The organism is Rhodococcus sp. ACS1 (assembly GCF_002300155.1).
GTDB lineage: Bacteria > Actinomycetota > Actinomycetes > Mycobacteriales > Mycobacteriaceae > Rhodococcus_F > Rhodococcus_F koreensis.
The window spans coordinates 399,503-415,107 of the sequence record NZ_NSDZ01000004.1 but is presented as its reverse complement, the minus strand read 5'-3'; the positions used below and the strand labels follow the sequence as shown (position 1 = coordinate 415,107).

At 64.5% G+C, this 15,605-nt stretch carries 13 protein-coding genes; 7 read left to right on the top strand and 6 right to left on the bottom strand.

Going from position 1 to position 15,605, the window contains the following annotated elements; genetic code table 11:
- Nucleotides 1-177: 177 nt before the first annotated feature.
- From CJ179_RS14220 to CJ179_RS14205, 4 genes are all read left to right on the top strand, one after another.
- Nucleotides 178-1,227 carry a CoA transferase gene (locus CJ179_RS14220; RefSeq protein ID WP_257015516.1) on the top strand — a complete coding sequence of 350 codons (1,050 nt, stop codon included), beginning with the start codon at nucleotides 178-180 and terminating at the stop codon, nucleotides 1,225-1,227.
- Entirely contained in the window at nucleotides 1,224-2,639 is a 1,416-nt protein-coding gene (locus CJ179_RS14215) for an amidohydrolase family protein (protein WP_095861985.1), read from the top strand. The genes CJ179_RS14220 and CJ179_RS14215 overlap by 4 nt, the downstream gene beginning before the upstream one ends.
- A gap of 315 nt (nucleotides 2,640-2,954) precedes the next feature.
- Nucleotides 2,955-3,824: an IclR family transcriptional regulator gene (locus CJ179_RS14210; RefSeq protein WP_095861984.1), complete on the top strand. Its 870-nt coding sequence runs from the start codon at nucleotides 2,955-2,957 to the stop codon at nucleotides 3,822-3,824.
- Between the two features lie 737 nt (nucleotides 3,825-4,561).
- Nucleotides 4,562-5,713, top strand: a complete 1,152-nt coding sequence (locus CJ179_RS14205) for a thiolase family protein (protein ID WP_095862681.1) — start codon at nucleotides 4,562-4,564, stop codon at nucleotides 5,711-5,713.
- 76 nt (nucleotides 5,714-5,789) lie between these two features.
- Here CJ179_RS14205 and CJ179_RS14200 read toward each other — a convergent pair whose 3' ends face one another.
- Nucleotides 5,790-6,872: a CaiB/BaiF CoA-transferase family protein gene (locus CJ179_RS14200; RefSeq protein ID WP_257015515.1), complete on the bottom strand. Its 1,083-nt coding sequence runs from the start codon at nucleotides 6,870-6,872 to the stop codon at nucleotides 5,790-5,792.
- A gap of 115 nt (nucleotides 6,873-6,987) precedes the next feature.
- Here CJ179_RS14200 and CJ179_RS14195 point away from each other — a divergent pair, with 115 nt between their 5' ends.
- The 3 genes from CJ179_RS14195 to CJ179_RS14185 are packed head-to-tail and all read left to right on the top strand — an operon-like array spanning nucleotide 6,988 to nucleotide 9,742.
- Nucleotides 6,988-8,148 (top strand): acyl-CoA dehydrogenase family protein, encoded by a 1,161-nt coding sequence (locus CJ179_RS14195; RefSeq protein ID WP_095861983.1) that lies wholly within the window; start codon nucleotides 6,988-6,990, stop codon nucleotides 8,146-8,148.
- A 53-nt stretch (nucleotides 8,149-8,201) separates the two neighbouring features.
- The gene (locus CJ179_RS14190) at nucleotides 8,202-8,969 is read left to right on the top strand and encodes an SDR family NAD(P)-dependent oxidoreductase (RefSeq protein WP_095861982.1); all 768 of its coding nucleotides are present in this window, start codon (nucleotides 8,202-8,204) and stop codon (nucleotides 8,967-8,969) included.
- Nucleotides 8,966-9,742 (top strand): crotonase/enoyl-CoA hydratase family protein, encoded by a 777-nt coding sequence (locus CJ179_RS14185; RefSeq protein ID WP_095861981.1) that lies wholly within the window; start codon nucleotides 8,966-8,968, stop codon nucleotides 9,740-9,742. The genes CJ179_RS14190 and CJ179_RS14185 overlap by 4 nt, the downstream gene beginning before the upstream one ends.
- 161 nt (nucleotides 9,743-9,903) lie before the next feature.
- Here the strand turns inward: CJ179_RS14185 and CJ179_RS14180 are convergent, their stop codons facing one another.
- From CJ179_RS14180 to CJ179_RS14160, 5 genes are all read right to left on the bottom strand, one after another.
- On the bottom strand, nucleotides 9,904-10,884 hold the full coding sequence (locus tag CJ179_RS14180) for an ABC transporter ATP-binding protein (protein ID WP_095862679.1): 981 nt from the start codon (nucleotides 10,882-10,884) through the stop codon (nucleotides 9,904-9,906).
- The gene (locus CJ179_RS14175; protein WP_095861980.1) at nucleotides 10,874-11,887 is read right to left on the bottom strand and encodes an ABC transporter ATP-binding protein; all 1,014 of its coding nucleotides are present in this window, start codon (nucleotides 11,885-11,887) and stop codon (nucleotides 10,874-10,876) included. The genes CJ179_RS14180 and CJ179_RS14175 overlap by 11 nt, the downstream gene beginning before the upstream one ends.
- A gap of 55 nt (nucleotides 11,888-11,942) precedes the next feature.
- Nucleotides 11,943-13,355, bottom strand: a complete 1,413-nt coding sequence (locus tag CJ179_RS14170; RefSeq protein ID WP_257015514.1) for an ABC transporter substrate-binding protein — start codon at nucleotides 13,353-13,355, stop codon at nucleotides 11,943-11,945.
- 181 nt (nucleotides 13,356-13,536) lie between these two features.
- A complete protein-coding gene (locus CJ179_RS52705) occupies nucleotides 13,537-14,079 on the bottom strand; it encodes an ABC transporter permease (protein ID WP_257015512.1) in 543 nt (180 codons plus the stop codon).
- A 347-nt stretch (nucleotides 14,080-14,426) separates the two neighbouring features.
- Entirely contained in the window at nucleotides 14,427-15,380 is a 954-nt protein-coding gene (locus CJ179_RS14160; protein WP_095861977.1) for an ABC transporter permease, read from the bottom strand.
- Between the last annotated feature and the right edge of the window lie 225 nt (nucleotides 15,381-15,605).

Sequence of the window (15,605 nt, the reverse complement as noted above, 5' to 3'; positions counted from 1 at the left end):
GCGCAGGATCCGGTACGGGACTGGGCCCGAAGCGGTGTCGTCGCCCTTACGGGCCACCCGAACGGGCCACCGGTGATCCCGCCGGGTCGGGCTGCGACATTCGCAAATGAAATGTCATCGTGGATTGCAGACACTTGCGCCATCAGTGGTCGACGCATCGATATCGACGGTGCCAAGATGCTCTCGGAGCGTGCAGCCTTCACCGGTTTCCGGCGGCGCGGAAACGTGTCGGCGGGCGGCAGCTGTCGCCTGCTGCCCACCGCCGACGGGTGGGCGGCCGTGTCGTGTGCCCGCACCACCGACGCTGCACTATTGGGTGCGTTGGTCTGCGAAGTCGTCGACGAGGACAACCCCTGGCCTATCGTCGCCGACTGGCTCGCACATCACCGCGGTGCCGACTTGGCCGAGCGGGCCACACTCCTCAACATCGCAGCAGCTCCGATTTCGCGAGCGACCACACCCCCACCTGCCCCCAAGCCATTACACCCCCGCCCCGTCGACGGGTTACTCGTCGTCGACTTCAGCGCCTTGTGGGCCGGCCCTCTGTGCGCGCATCTTCTCGGACTCGCGGGCGCCCGTGTAGTGAAGGTCGAGACACCCGATCGGCCGGACGGTGCCCGCCGCGGAAATTCTCACTTTTACCAACTGTTGCATGGTGGTCACGAGTCAGTTGTCCTCGATCCCAGTAGATCTGAGGGGCGCAGGGCCCTCTCCGCACTCGTCGACGCCGCCGACATCGTGATCGAGGCCTCCCGCCCACGCGCCCTTGTCGGATTCGGACTCGATGCCGACGCCGCGGTCGCCCGGGGTGCCACGTGGGTGTCGATCACAGCAGCTGGACGAGCCTCCGACCGAATCGGTTTCGGCGACGACCTTGCCGCCGCAGCTGGACTCGTCGCAACCGCTCACGACGGCAGCCCTCTCTTCGTCGGCGACGCCATCGCCGATCCGCTCACTGGAATTACCGCCGCGGCATTGGTGATGTCCGCCCCCACAGACGGTTCCGGACACCTCTGGAACTTGTCCATGTCCGACCTCGTCGCGTCGACCTTGACCGACCACTCCGCTCCGACGCCTCGATGGTCAGGCCGCGAGTGGATCGTCGAGACAGCCTCGGGCGTCGTCCCTGTCGCCGAGCCACAGGAGCGGGCACCCGCAGGACACGTCGCCGTCTCCGGTGCCGACACCGCCTCCGTACTACGCACACTGAAAATCGCGGCACCGTGACCGACCTTGTGATCCGGAACGCGGAGGTCGCCGGTGTTCCCGGTATCGACGTCGTGATCTCCGGCGGACGGATCAGGACCGTCGGCCCGAACCTGTCCACCCGGCTCGGTGAGGTCATAGACGCCGATGGCGGCGCTCTGATCCCGGGTCTCCACGACCACCACCTGCATCTCCATGCAATGGCCGCCGACGCCGCCTCTGTGCGCTGCGGGCCGCCGGACGTTCGGGACGCTGCCACCCTCGCGGACGTTCTCGCACACACGCCGGGCGACCAGAACGGCTGGGTCCGCGGCGTCGGATACAGCGAGACTGTCGCCGGCGATCTCGACGCGGACGGTCTCGACCGTCTCCACTCCGTCCGACCGGTCCGGATGCAACATCGCAGCGGCGCGATGTGGGTTCTCAATAGTGCAGCCATCGCCGCTGCGCACCTCGACGGGGCATCCCATCGCGGCGTCGAACGCACCCAGGACGGCCGACCGACCGGGCGCGTATGGCGCGCCGACACCTGGCTGCGTGACCGACTCCCCCGGTCACAGCCGCCGCGTCTGGGAGCGATCGGCACTGCACTGGCCCGATGCGGCATCACCGGGGTCACCGACGCAAGTCCGGACCTCAGCCCGCTGTCCCAGGCGTCACTCGTCGCGGCCAGCGCGAGCGGTGAATTTCCTCAACGAATGCACCTGCTCGGGACACCGCTCAGCGGAGCGAATTCTTCGGTTGAACGGATCTCGGTCGGCCCCTACAAGATTGTGCTGGCAGACTCCGAACTGCCTGACCTCGAGAATCTGACCGACCGGATCAGGGAGGTCCGCAGCCGGGGTAGGGCGGTCGCCGTGCACTGTGTCACCCGCGAGGCACTGCTGATCCTGCTGGCGGCGCTCGACGAAGTCGGAACCCTGCCCGGAGACCGGATCGAGCACGGGGCCCTCATCCCTCGCGAAACGATCGACGACCTCCGCCGGCGTGACCTCCGGGTCGTCACCCAGCCCGGATTCCTCGCCGACCGCGGCGACGATTATCTACGCCGGGTCGACCGAAGAGACCAACCGGACCTGTATCGCTGCCGGTCGCTACTGGACGGAGGTGTACGGGTTTCGTTGTCGAGCGACGCCCCGTACGGGCCGGCCGATCCATGGAGCGTGATAACCGCCGCGGTGATGCGGCGCGCCCCGACGAACGAGATAGTCGGACCCACAGAACGCATTACGAGCGCACAGGCATTGGCCGGATACCTGGCGGTCCCCGAGGATCCCGGCGGGGCTCCACGCCGCATCCAGACGGGTGCGATTGCCGACGTGGTGCTCCTCCGCGCCCCGCTCGCCGACGTCCTCGCCGCGCCTTCGGCCGAGGCAGTTCGTACCACAGTGATCGGTGGGACGATCGCCTATCCCGCCACCTCTCGTGGTTAGTACACACGCGAAACACCTCTCGGTCACGGCCTTGCGTCGACTCGTCGACAGCCCCATCATCCGGGTCTTTTGCCCGGCGCGGTCCGACCGTCGAGGGCGCACCGCACGCCCACTCTCACAGGCGCAGCGACCTCTCCTACGCGCAGATATCTGACGCGTCACCGCGGGCACTTGACAGGCCGACGCTTGAATGTGATCCTGCTTACACGAGATTAAAGTGCACTAAATAGGGATCAGCACCCGGGTTGCCCACCTAGTTTGCCAAGTACTGCTGGTTCTTGCTGAAATAAGTGACCTCAATGGAAGGTGGCGGCAATGTCGTTAAACTTGAAACTGGTTACCTCCGGACTCGAGGTCGACCCAACCGATGGGCCACTGGACGGACCGGGCGGCTCGATCACCGGCAGCCACGCCGCAACGGGCAACGGGCAACGAAATCCGGAGCGCACCGTCCTCGGACGGATCGCGTCGATCATGGAGGCCTTCGACGGCAGCCGACAGGTGCTCGGCCTCGGCGACCTGAGCGAGCGCACCGGCCTCCCGAAGTCGACACTGCACCGGCTGGCAGACCAACTCTGCCAAGTCGGATGGATGGCAAGGGATTCCGGCGGGTACCGACTCGGCATTCGAATGTTCGAAATGGGGAGCCTCGCCATCGAGGAGAACACGCTCCACGAGGCCGCACTGCCGCACCTGCAGACCCTCGCCGCCAAGACCGGGATGTCGGTGCACCTCGGCATTCTCGATCGGGCCGAGGTCGTCCACCTCGAAAAGGTCACCGCCGGACCGCCTCGCCTCACGGCGCGCCGAGGAAGTCGCGCGCCTGCCTATTGCACTGCACTCGGCAAGGCAATCGCGGCGTACGACGACGATGCCCTCCGCACCATCCTGTCGGCGCCGATGCCACGCAGGACTGCGAACACCATCACCGAGCCCTTCACTCTCCGCGCCGAACTCAGCCAGATCCGCAAGAGCGGAGTCGCATTCGACCGGGGTGAACTACACGACAAGATCGTCTGCGTTGCGGCTCCGATCGGCCAGTCCGGCGACACGCTCGGCGCCGTCTCGTTGACTGGAGTTGCCGGCCGAATGCGTTGGGGCCTCGCCGCGGAGGCCGTCCTGAGCACAGCGTCCGCCATCTCGAACGCGACCTACAGGTGCAGAAACGTGGGAACTCGACTGTAGCCTGGACCTCCGGCTCGAACCCGGACCCTGATGCCGGCCGTTGAGTTCCTCCATGGGCTTGCAGGATCGCGGCGGCACGGCCGCGTTTGGACTGCGTTCACCGAAAGACGGTGGCCCTTTGCGGACCATCCGCGCCAGCGACCTCGACCAGTCGGGCCAACTCCGCACGGTGCGACTGCGGCAGCACTCCACGCAGGCATCGGACCGCTCGACCCAACGGCAGTCACCTAGTTAACTATCTATCGCATCTCTGCTGCGCGAGAACGCGATGGGGATCACTCACATCGGTGCGCGACTCGAGCGGGTGCGGCCCGCCCAACGGGCAACGCAAGGAGCGCCGAGCCAGAGAAACATCCTTCTGTAGTGCATATACAGCACTCGGGACGATCGAACCCCAATCCATTGAGCACAAGGCTGCAGTGACGCGCACAGCAGCTCCTGCTAGAATCCAGATCGCTTACCAAGTAACCGTCTTCTCTCTGCGTGATGCGGATAGTTCAGGAGGATTCGTGCCCGCTGCAAAACCCATGCACCTGATCGCCACGGGCGATCATTCGATCGAGCACCCGAGCGTCTGATCGGTTCCCGAGGAAAATCCTCGACGCCGACACCGGGATCATCGAGAAGGGTCGCTCGGTTCATGCCGGCGACGGTGGCAGCGGCAGAGCCGGAACCACACTCGTCGAGGTGTGGTCCTGGGTCGCCTCATCTCATCCACCAGCATCACAGGAGCGAACATGCGAGTCAGAGAAGCAGTCATCGTCGAAGCGGTGCGCACTCCCATCGGGAAACGCAACGGCGCGCTGAGCAGCGTCCACCCGGTGGACCTTTCCGCACTGGTGCTGAACGAACTGGTCACACGGACCGGCGTCGATCCGGGTTCGATCGACGACGTCATGTGGGGATGCGTCACCCAACTCGGTGATCAGTCGAGCAACGTCGCACGGTTCGCCACTCTGGCCGCCGGCTGGCCGGAGAGCGTTCCAGCGGTCACCATCAATCGTGCCTGCGGCTCGGGTCAGCAGGCGATCGAGTCCGCCGCGCACGCCGTGATGTCGGGAGCCTACGACATCGCCGTCGCAGGTGGAGTCGAAACGATGTCCCGGGTGCCCCTCGGGGCGGCACGCGCCAGCGGGTTCCCCTACGGTCAGACCGTACTCGACCGGTACGAGACCGATCACCTCGACCAGGGCACGGGCGCCGAGTTGATCTCCGAGAAGTGGGGTCTGTCGCGGCAGATGCTCGACGAGTTCGCGTCTCGATCGCATCAGCTCGCAGCAGACGCAATCGACCGTGGCGCCTTCGATTCCCAACTGGTCCCGGTCGCCATCGGCGAAGCGAAACTCGACGTCGACGAGGGCCTGCGACGCGGCACCTCGCCCGAAACCCTCGCCAAGCTGAAGCCGGCGTTCAGTGAGAACGGTGTGATCCACGCGGGCAACGCTTCACAGATCTCGGATGGCGCATCCGCCGTGATGATCACGACGCCGGAGAAGGCGGCCGCACTCGGTCTCACGCCCATCGTCCGCCTGCTCGCCGGCTCGGTTGTCGGTGCCGATCCGGTGATGATGTTGACCGCCCCGATTCCCGCAACGCAGAAGGTCCTCGCGCGAGCCGGTCTCACCATCGACGACATCGGCGCGATCGAGATCAACGAGGCCTTCGCGCCGGTTCCGCTGGCCTGGCAAATCGAACTCGAGGCCGATCCCGAACGCATCAATCCACTCGGTGGCGCCATTGCCGTCGGCCATCCGCTGGGCGCGTCCGGGGCCATCCTCACTACTCGACTCGTTCATCACATGCGCGAGAAGGGAATCCGGTACGGACTACAGACCATCTGCGAAGGTGGCGGGACTGCCAATGCCACGATCTACGAACTCTTCGAGTAAACCGGCCGAAGCGGCACAACTGATCCGTGGGGGCCGTTCCGGTGTCCACGCTCGACCATCGGAACGGCCCCGGCGATCACGACGTGACCGACCGACCTGCCCGGTCCCCCGCCGCCACCCACGAACGGAGCAGATCGTGCGCAGAGGTGGCATCGTCGCGATATCCGATCGGAAGCCGTGGCGTCCACCCGCCCCTGCCGTCCGCGGCGAGGATGTCACGGTCACGAACCTGCGGATGGTCCGGGGCCTCCGCCAGGCCGAGAACAGGCGTGAGGCAGGCATCCGTGGGGCCGGCCAACTCGGCCCATTCGTCGCGCGTCCGAGTGAGTACCGCCGCGGCGATGCGCTCGCGGAGAGAGGGCCACGACGCCGGGTCGTGCCGGCCGTCCGCCAATTCGGCTTCGAGTCCGAGGACCTCGAGCAGCACCGCGAAGAACGGATCCTCCAGCGCGCCGATGGCAACGAACTTCCCGTCGGCGCAGGGATACACATCGTAGTAGGGAGCACCCGTGTCGAGCCTGTTCGTACCGGGTTCGTCGGACCACCGCCCAGTGGAGCGGTACTCGTGAAGCATCGACGTCAGATAGGTCGTGCCGTCGAGAATACCGATGTCGAGCACGGTCCCTCGACCGGTGCGGTCACGCTCGTACACGGCCGAGAGAATCGCAGTGACGAGATACAGTGCACCACCGCCGAAATCGCCGAGGAGATTGGCAGGCGGCATCGGCGTACCGCCTTGTCGCGTCGCGGAGTGCAATGCACCCGACAGCGCAATGTAGTTGATGTCGTGGCCGGCGGTGGATGCCAGCGGTCCGGACTGCCCCCACCCGGTCATTCGGGCGTATACGAGTCGCTCGTTCGCAGCCGACAGGTCGGCCGGACCCAACCCGAGTCGCTCCATCACTCCGGGCCGGAATCCCTCGACAAGGACGTCCGCGGCTTCGATCATCTCCCGGACCAGACGAAGGGTGTCCGCATCCTTGAGATCCACCTCGAGAGTCGATCGGTTACGTACCAGTGCAGGAAGTTCCGAGCCGGGTCGACGCAGCGTCAGCACCTCCGCTCCGAGGTCGGCGAGCATCATGCAACCGAACGGCGCAGGGCCCAGACCGAGGAACTCCACAACTCTCAAACCTTCAAGTGGTGCTTGATATTTCATGGTTTCCAATCCTTGTAATCGAATTCGCCTGCTAGAAGGATTGAACATCAAGCCCGCCACGTCGACAAGCCGGACGCCCGACAAGCCGAAACTGAATGACCCAAGGAGAATCCAAGTGCCTCTAACTTTTTACAACGAAGATCACGAAGGCTTCCGCGAGGTGGTCCGCGAGTTCGTCAAGCGAGACGTCGTCCCCAACCTCGACCAATGGGAAGAGGATCGCAGCACCGGCCGCGAGGTCTGGAAGTCCGCAGGCGCACACGGCGTTCTCGGCATCCGAGTCGCCGAGGAGCTCGGCGGAGGTGGGATGCGCGACTACCGCTTCCGGTGCGTGGTCCAGGAAGAGCTCGCAGCGGTCGGCGCGGCCTCCCTGGCCTCCGGCTTCTCGATCAACGAGGACATCGTCGCGTCGTACCTGACGACGTTCGGCACCGCGGAGCAACAGCGCCAGTGGCTGCCCGGGATGGCAGAGGGCACGATCGTCGCATCCATCGCCATGTCCGAGCCGGCCGCCGGTAGCGACCTCCGCGGGATGAAGACCACGGCGGTCCGCGACGGTGACGAGTGGGTCATCAACGGCGCCAAGACTTTCATCACGAGCGGATTCTCCTCGGACGTCGTGCTCGCCGCCGCCCGCACGAGCGAGCACGAAGGACGCCCCCGTCTTTCCCTGATTCTCGTCCCCACCACCACCGAGGGATTTACTCGCGGACGCAAGCTGCGCAAGCTCGGACTGCATTCCCAGGACACTGCCGAGATCGCCTTCGACAACGTCCGTGTCCCGGTGTCCAACCTCGTCGGCGAGGAGGGCCGCGGATTCCACCACCTCACCGCTCAGCTTCCGCTCGAACGCCTCTCGATCGCCTGGCGTGCACTGTGCGCCGCCGAAGCCGCACTGGACTGGACCGTCAAGTACACCAGCGAGCGAAAGGCATTCGGTGAACGTATCATCGACTTCCAGAACACACGCTTCCGGCTAGCGGAGATGACGACCGAGGTCGACATCACCAGAACATTCCTGGAGCAGTCCATTCTCGCCTACAACGACGGCACCTTCGACGTCACGCAGGGCGCGAAGGCGAAGTGGTGGGCCACCGAATTGCAGAACCGAATCGTCAATGGGTGCCTGCAGCTACACGGTGGATACGGGTACATGGACGAGTACCCGATCTCGCGGGCCTACGCCGACGCCCGCGTGCAGACGATCGTCGGCGGAACGACCGAGATCATGAAGGAGATCATCGGCCGTGAGATTGCCGGTCGGTACCCCGCATAGTCAGCGGGCACGCCGCCCCTACTGATAGACCACATCCACAGAAAGCCTGCCTCATGCAACTGAAAGACAACACTTTCCTGGTGACCGGTGCCGCTTCCGGGCTCGGTGAAGCGACCTCCGCCGCGCTCGTCGCGGCAGGCGCCCACGTCGTCATCGCCGATCTCGCCACCTCCGACGGCGCGGCGACAGCGGACCGCCTCGGCGACAGGGCCACGTTCGCCCCCATCGACATCACCAACGAGGCATCGTTCTCCCCCGCCCTCGATACGGCGGAGTCGTTCGGTCCCCTGCGCGGCGTGGTGCACTGCGCCGGCCGAAGCGGCGACCGCCTCCGCATCCTGGACAAGGAGGGCAATCCGAACGACCTGGACAGCTTCCGCAACATCTTGGAGATCAACCTCATCGGCACCTACAACGTGTTGCGTGCCGCCGCCGCACGGATAGCACGCAACGAGCCTGTCGACGGCGAGCGCGGCAGCATCGTCCTCACCGCCTCCGTCGCGGCGTTCGACGGCCAGATCGGCCAGACCGCCTACACCGCATCCAAGGCGGCTGTCCACGGCATCACCCTCGTTGCCGCACGCGATCTCGCAAGTGTGGGGATCCGCGTCAACACGATCGCCCCCGGCACGTTCGACACGCCGATGCTCGCGCGCCTGCGCTCGGACATCCGCGAGGGCCTCGCGGCAGGAGTTCCCTTCCCGAAGCGTCTCGGCCGTCCCGAGGACTATGCCGGCATGGCACTTGCCCTCTTGGAGAACGGCTACGCGAACGGTGAGACAATCCGTCTCGACGGTGCGATCCGGATGCCTCCGCGATGACCACCACCGCTGCCAGTGAGGTTCTCGTGGAGGCCGATTCCGGAATCCTCACCATCACCATCAATCGACCCGAACAGCGCAATGCGATGAGCCTGTCTGCGGCCACTGTCATCGCGGAAGCCCTGACACGTCTCGACGACGATCCGGAACTCTCCGTTGCGATCCTCACCGGAAGCTCAGGAACATTCTGCGCCGGGATGGATTTGAAGCGATTTCGCTTGGGGGAACGCCCGATTGTCGAGGGCCGCGGCTTCGGCGGACTCGTCGAGGCGCCTCCGGCGAAGCCACTGATCGCCGCAGTCGAAGGGTGGGCACTGGGCGGCGGCTTCGAGATGGTCCTCGCATGCGACCTGGTCGTGGCCGGTTCTGGTGCCCGGTTCGGTCTTCCGGAGGTCAAGCGGGGGCTCGCCGCCCGCGCCGGAGGCATCTTCCGCGCGCCTCGGGTCCTGCCCCGCGCCGTTGCACTCGAAATGCTCCTGACCGGGGAGCCGATCACCGCCCAGGATGCGCAGACTCACGGACTGGTCAATCGAGTGGTCGAAGACGGTGCCGCCGTCGGGACCGCGCGCGCCCTGGCGGCGTCGATCGCGGCGAACGCGCCCCTCGCGGTTCGTGCGAGCAAGGCGCTGGCTCTCGACTCCAGGACGTGGACCGACGAGGAGTCGTTCGGGCGGCAATCCGCCTACACAGACCCGGTGTTCGCGTCCGCGGACGCAGCGGAGGGTGCCACCGCCTTCGCCGAACGTCGCGCACCTCGCTGGCAGGGCTGCTAGCGCTTCGAAAGCAGTGGCGCCGGGGTGTCCGGATGCGTCCAACCGCGAGTGGTGTCGCACGCGATATGCACCCGTCACACCCGCGGCACGGGCGTCGACAGTTGGCGCGATGCGCCGCCACGTGCCAGGTCTGCCGACGTCGGCAGACCTGGCACTGTCCGTCAGTCGAGGGGGTAGTGACAGGCTGCGTACTGACCGGGCCGGACTTCACGCATGATGGGCTCCTCGACAGCACAGTGGTCCTGCGCCATCGGGCAGCGCGTGCGGAATCGGCATCCCTGCGGTGGCCGCAGCGGTGACGGGATATCTCCTTGGAGAGCCGGACCGGCGAAGCCCTTGTCGGGGTCGGTCAGGGGCACCGAATCCAGCAGGGCCCTGGTGTAGGGATGTGCCGGCTGGTCATACACCTCGACCGAGTCACCGAACTCGCACACTTTCCCGAGATACATCACCAACACGTTGTCGCTGACCGTACGCACCACGCCCAAGTCGTGAGCGATGAACACGATCGTCAGGTCGAACTCCTGCTTGAGTTCCTCGAGCAGATTCAGGATCTGCGCCTGCACCGACACGTCCAATGCCGACACCGGCTCGTCACAGATGAGAAGCCGCGGATTGAGCGCCAGAGCACGCCCGATCGCCAGCCGCTGTGCCTGCCCACCCGACAGTTGACGAGGCACCATGTCAGCGAATCGATCACCCGGAAGACCCACTTGGTCGAGCACCCTCTGGGACGCAGACGCCTGATCTGCAGCCGTCGCCCCGTCGATCGCCAGACCCTCGACGACGATCTCCTTGACCGCCCGACGGGGATTGAGGGACGCCACCGGATCCTGAAAGATCATCTGCATCTCACGACGCAGCTGACGCATGCGCCGCTCCGGAACTGCTTCTATCCACTCGTCGCCGTATCGGATTCGACCGCCGGCGATGGGATCGAGACGCAGAACAGCCCGCCCGGTCGTCGACTTGCCACACCCGGACTCACCGACGATACCGAGCGTCTCGCCCTTGCGGACATCGAAACTGATGCCACCGACCGCCTTGAACGACCCTCCCTTCGTGCTGTACTCCACCTCGAGATCTTGCACGCTCAGAAGCGTGCCATCTCCGCGCAGGTGCGCGGTTCCACTACCGGCCAACGAGTTCACCTCCGAAAGCTGTTTCTCTCACCGCGGGTGCGGTATTGGTACACGCAACTGCGTGGTCCGATCCGACCGAGACCATGGCCGGTCCCGGCTCGATGCATGCCTGCTCCACATATGCACACCGCGGAGCGAAACGGCAGCCCGGTGGCGGACTCGTCGGTGTCGGCAACGAACCAGGAATCAGGTTCAACGGGGCATGCCGTTCATGGTCGATCGTGGGGGTTGCACCGAGCAACGCATGGGTATACCGGTGTCGTGGGGCATCGAAAACCTGTCGGGTGGCACCGATCTCGGCCAGCTTGCCGGCGTACATCACGGCGACGCGGTCGGTCCGGCCGGCAACAACCGCGAGGTCGTGGCTGATCAACATCAACGCCATCCCCCGCTCCATCTGCACCTTGCGCAGCAAGTCGAGGATCTGCCGCTGAATCGTCACATCGAGCGCGGTCGTCGGTTCATCGGCGATGAGAAGATCAGGCTCACACGCCAATGCGATCGCGATCATCACACGCTGACGCATTCCACCCGACAACTCGTGCGGATAGTTGCGCAACCGACGCTCGGGATCGGGAACACCTACCTCTCCAAGGAGATTCAACGCACGATGGCGGGCCTCGGAACGGGAGACGCCGAGATGACGCCGCATCCCTTCCGCCAACTGCCGATCGATGCGCACCACAGGATTGAGAGATCGACCCGGGTCCTGGAACACCATCGCGATCTGCTTACCCCAAATCCCCTCGCGTTGCTTCTGATTCAACGCCAGAAGATCACGGCCCTGGAAATAGACTTCGCCGGTTTGAGCAGCCTGCGCCGGCATCAGCCCCATGATCGCTCGCGCCATCACCGACTTCCCGGAACCCGACTCACCCACAATGCCCAGCGCCTCAGACGCAGCCACTCCGAACGACACATCATCGACCGCCCGCACCACACCTCGCGGCGAGCCGATATAGGAATGCAAATTCTTCACTTCGAGGAGGGGGGGTTCACTCATCGTTTCCTAGCCTTTCGTCGGCGAAGGCGAACATCGTCTTCAGTCATGCCGGTGCCTACTTCTGAATCCAGAGAGTTTCCGGAAGCACCGACCCCATCCCGTACTGCACGATCCCACCGACTTGGGTGCCGGCGATGACTCCCGGTGCAGCGCGGGAGTAGAAGATGACGGGGTTCAGTTCGACGAGGCGCTTCTGGACGGCCTCGTACGCCGCCGTGCGCTCCGCGTCGTTTCCGGCAACGCGGCCTCTGTCGAGGGCGTCGTCGAGTTGAGGGTCCTTGATTCCGCTGTAATTGCCGCTGGAGGTGCTGTGGAATCCGAACCACAACCGCGGCTCCGGGTCACTGAAGACAACCGTACTCGAGATGACGTCGTAGTCCTTCTTGCCCAGATTCTGACCCACCTGAGCGAGATCGATGGTACGAACCTCGACCTTGACGTTGTCGAACACACTCATCTGGGTCTGCACAGCTGCGCCGAGGGATTTGCCTGTGGGGTAAAGGGAGAGTGTGAACTCCAACGGCGCACCCTCACTGGCGAGTTCGTCGAGAAGCCGCTGCGCTGCGTCGTGGTTCGGCTGGGCCAGCGGAATATCCTTGTAGAACGGCGAGGACTCGTCGAACAAGTGCGCCGGAATCTTCCCCGTGCCCTCGTATACCGCGGTGTTGAGCATATCGAGGTTCAAGGCAGTGGCCAGCGCCTTTCGCGCCCGCGGATCGTCGAACGGCGCCTTGGTGTTGTTCAGGACCAGGGACGTTCCACCACCGAGCGGCGCGACGGAGCTTTGCAGCCCGGTGTTCGTCGCCTTGTCCAGATTCTGCCAGATGCCCTCCAGGGCGAAATCGGCTCCACCACTGAGCACTGTGTTGTAGCGCTGTTCCGCATCCGGAATCGCGCGGATTTCCAGTCTGTCGAGGTACGGACGGGGGGCGTCGTAGTAGTTCGCGTTGCGGGTGAGGCTGATAACATCCTGACGCGACCAGTGCTCGAGCGTGTACGGCCCGGCACCGACGGGGTCGGAGTCCTTGTGCGCCTGATCGGCTGCGAGTGTCGTCGGTGAGGCAATCCAGTTCAGCGAGGTCTGGAGAATCGCATTCGCGAAATTCGGAACCGGGGTCACCAGGTTCACCCTCAGCGTGCGTTCATCGACGACGTCGCTGCTGTCGATGAGTCGCGCCTGCGGAATATCCGGGGACGCAGTAGCCGGATCCTTCACGTGTTCCCACGCAGTCTTCACCGAGTGAGCGGTCAGGGGGCTTCCATCGGAAAACCTCAACCCGTCCCGAAGGACGAGGGTGAACGTCTTCCCGCCGTCGGTGGAGAAGAAATTCTCCGCCATCTTGTATTCGATGGCACCGGTCTCGATGTTGTCGATCATGAGTGTGCCGTACAGGGCATTACCCAGAAGCGGGGAATTCGCCCACGAGTTGGAGATCAGAGCCGGATCGAGACTGCGCGGCTCCGCCATCTCGACGATTCGCCCAGTTCCACCAGCAACAGGGTCACCCGAGGGTGCCGCCGCCGCGATCGCACCCACTGAATGACCACCGCCGCAGGCACTCGACGCGAGCATCGCAACAGCACTTACTGCCACGAGCGCGTGCCTTCTGAGGAACATGCCTGACCTTTCACGATTTCCGAGCAGCACGTCAGTCCTGCATGGAGCGGTCGAACCGCAGGCGCAGGTGATCACCGATCTGATTGAGGGCGAAAACAGTGAAGAAGATGACTGCCGCCGGGACGAACACCATATGCGGCGCAGTGGCAATCGCGGCCTTACCGTCGCTGATCATTCCGCCCCAACTCGGCTGCGGCGAAGGGATACCCATCCCCAGAAAGCTGAGCGACCCCTCGGCGACGATCAGTGCCGCGATCACGATCGGGAAGAACGCTCCCAATGACGGCACGACATTCGGGAATATCTCTTTGAGGAGGATCCTGCCATCGCCGGCACCGAGATTCTTCGCAGCACGTACGAATTCGCGCGACGACCAGGAGATGGTGGTGGCCCTCGCCAAACGTAGAAACGCCGGGATCGTGACGAGTGTCAGACCGATGAGAATCGTCGTGACACTCGGAGTCAGGATCGAGGCCAACGCGAGGAGGAGAATCAGTGGCGGGAATGCCAACATCGCGTCCGCGACAAGTGACAGGCACCAGTCCGTGCGCCCGCGGAAGTAGCCGGCGAGCATTCCGAGACTCGCACCGATACCCAGACCCGTGAGTCCGGCCACGACGCCCACCACCAACGACACTCGTGCGCCATGGATGCACCGGGACAGGATGGACCTCCCGTAGCTGTCCGTGCCCAGCAGCAAGTCGAGTGAACCCCACTGCGGTGGAACACGTGAACCTCCAACGGGAACGGAATATTCCGCAATCGGAAGCAGGTTCGCACACAACGCCAGAAGGATCACCGCTCCGAGCCAGAAGTAGCATGCCCATACGACAACCGAACGCTTCTTCCTGGGTGGCGCAACAACTGGTCGCCTTGCCGCCGCGCCGACTGCGGAGGCCTTGACCACCGGGCTGGTGAGTGTCATGCGCGAACCGCCTTTCGGACCCTCGGATCAAGGAAGCCGTAACTGGTATCGACGAGCATGTTGACGACCACATAGACCAACGCGATGAAGACGACAATGCCCTGGACCGTGATCACGTCACGAACGGTGATCGACGACGAGACGAGCTGACCCAGCCCGGGTAGACCGAACAGAATCTCGACAACCACGGTGCCGCCGATCAACCGCCCCAAACTGATGCCGGCCATGGTGATCAAGGAGAAGGACGACGGCCGCAGCGCATGCCGGAACAACACGTACGCCCGCGGCATCCCCTTCGCCCGCGCCGCCGACACGAAGTCCTCCCGCAGCGTGCTGACCAGATCCGTCCGAAGCAACCGCTGGAACGTCGCAACCTCGACCAACGCAATGGCCACCGCAGGCAGGAAGGCATGCTGGAGGTTCGCCCCGAGGCCATCACTGATTCGTGACCACCCCGAGACCGGGAACCAACCGAGCTGCACTCCCAGGAAATAGATCAACACCGGACCCGCGATGAACGCCGGAACCGCCAAGAACCCGGACGAGACAGCACTGATAGCGCGATCCACTGCGGTTCCCTGAGTCGCGGCGGCAATGACGGCCAGCACGATGGCGATGGCAACGCCGAGGAACAGACCCATCACCGCCAGCTCGATCGTCACGGGAAGACGATCCAGAATCGCCTGGGTGACGTCCTGACCAGTGATCGGCGACGAGCCCAGGTCGCCGCGAACTGCAGATCCGAGCCAATCCACGTACTGACGCCACAACGGCTGATCCAGGCCGAGCTCGGTATTCATCTGGGCGACAGCCTCGGGGGTGGCGTTCTCGCCCAGAACCACATCGGCGACAGATCCCGGCGCGAGGCCGAGTAGCCCCACCACGGCCACCGTGACGAGGAACAGTACGAGCAGGCTTCGACCCAGTCGTTTGGAGAACATCAGCGTCATTGCGATCGCCTTCGACCCTTTCCGTATTCACGCGCCAAAGCAAGGGATGGAGCGACGCGGGCGTCGGGTCCGTGAGCGCGCCCTGTGCGCGGGCAGCATAGGCACCGCATCGGCACCTCCCGTTTCTTCACCGCAAGGCCAGGGCTATGACCTGCGTCACGCAAAGATAGACCACTTGCTCAAAACAATGCAATAGGGGAACCCTGGGTCGACGAAGCCGATACA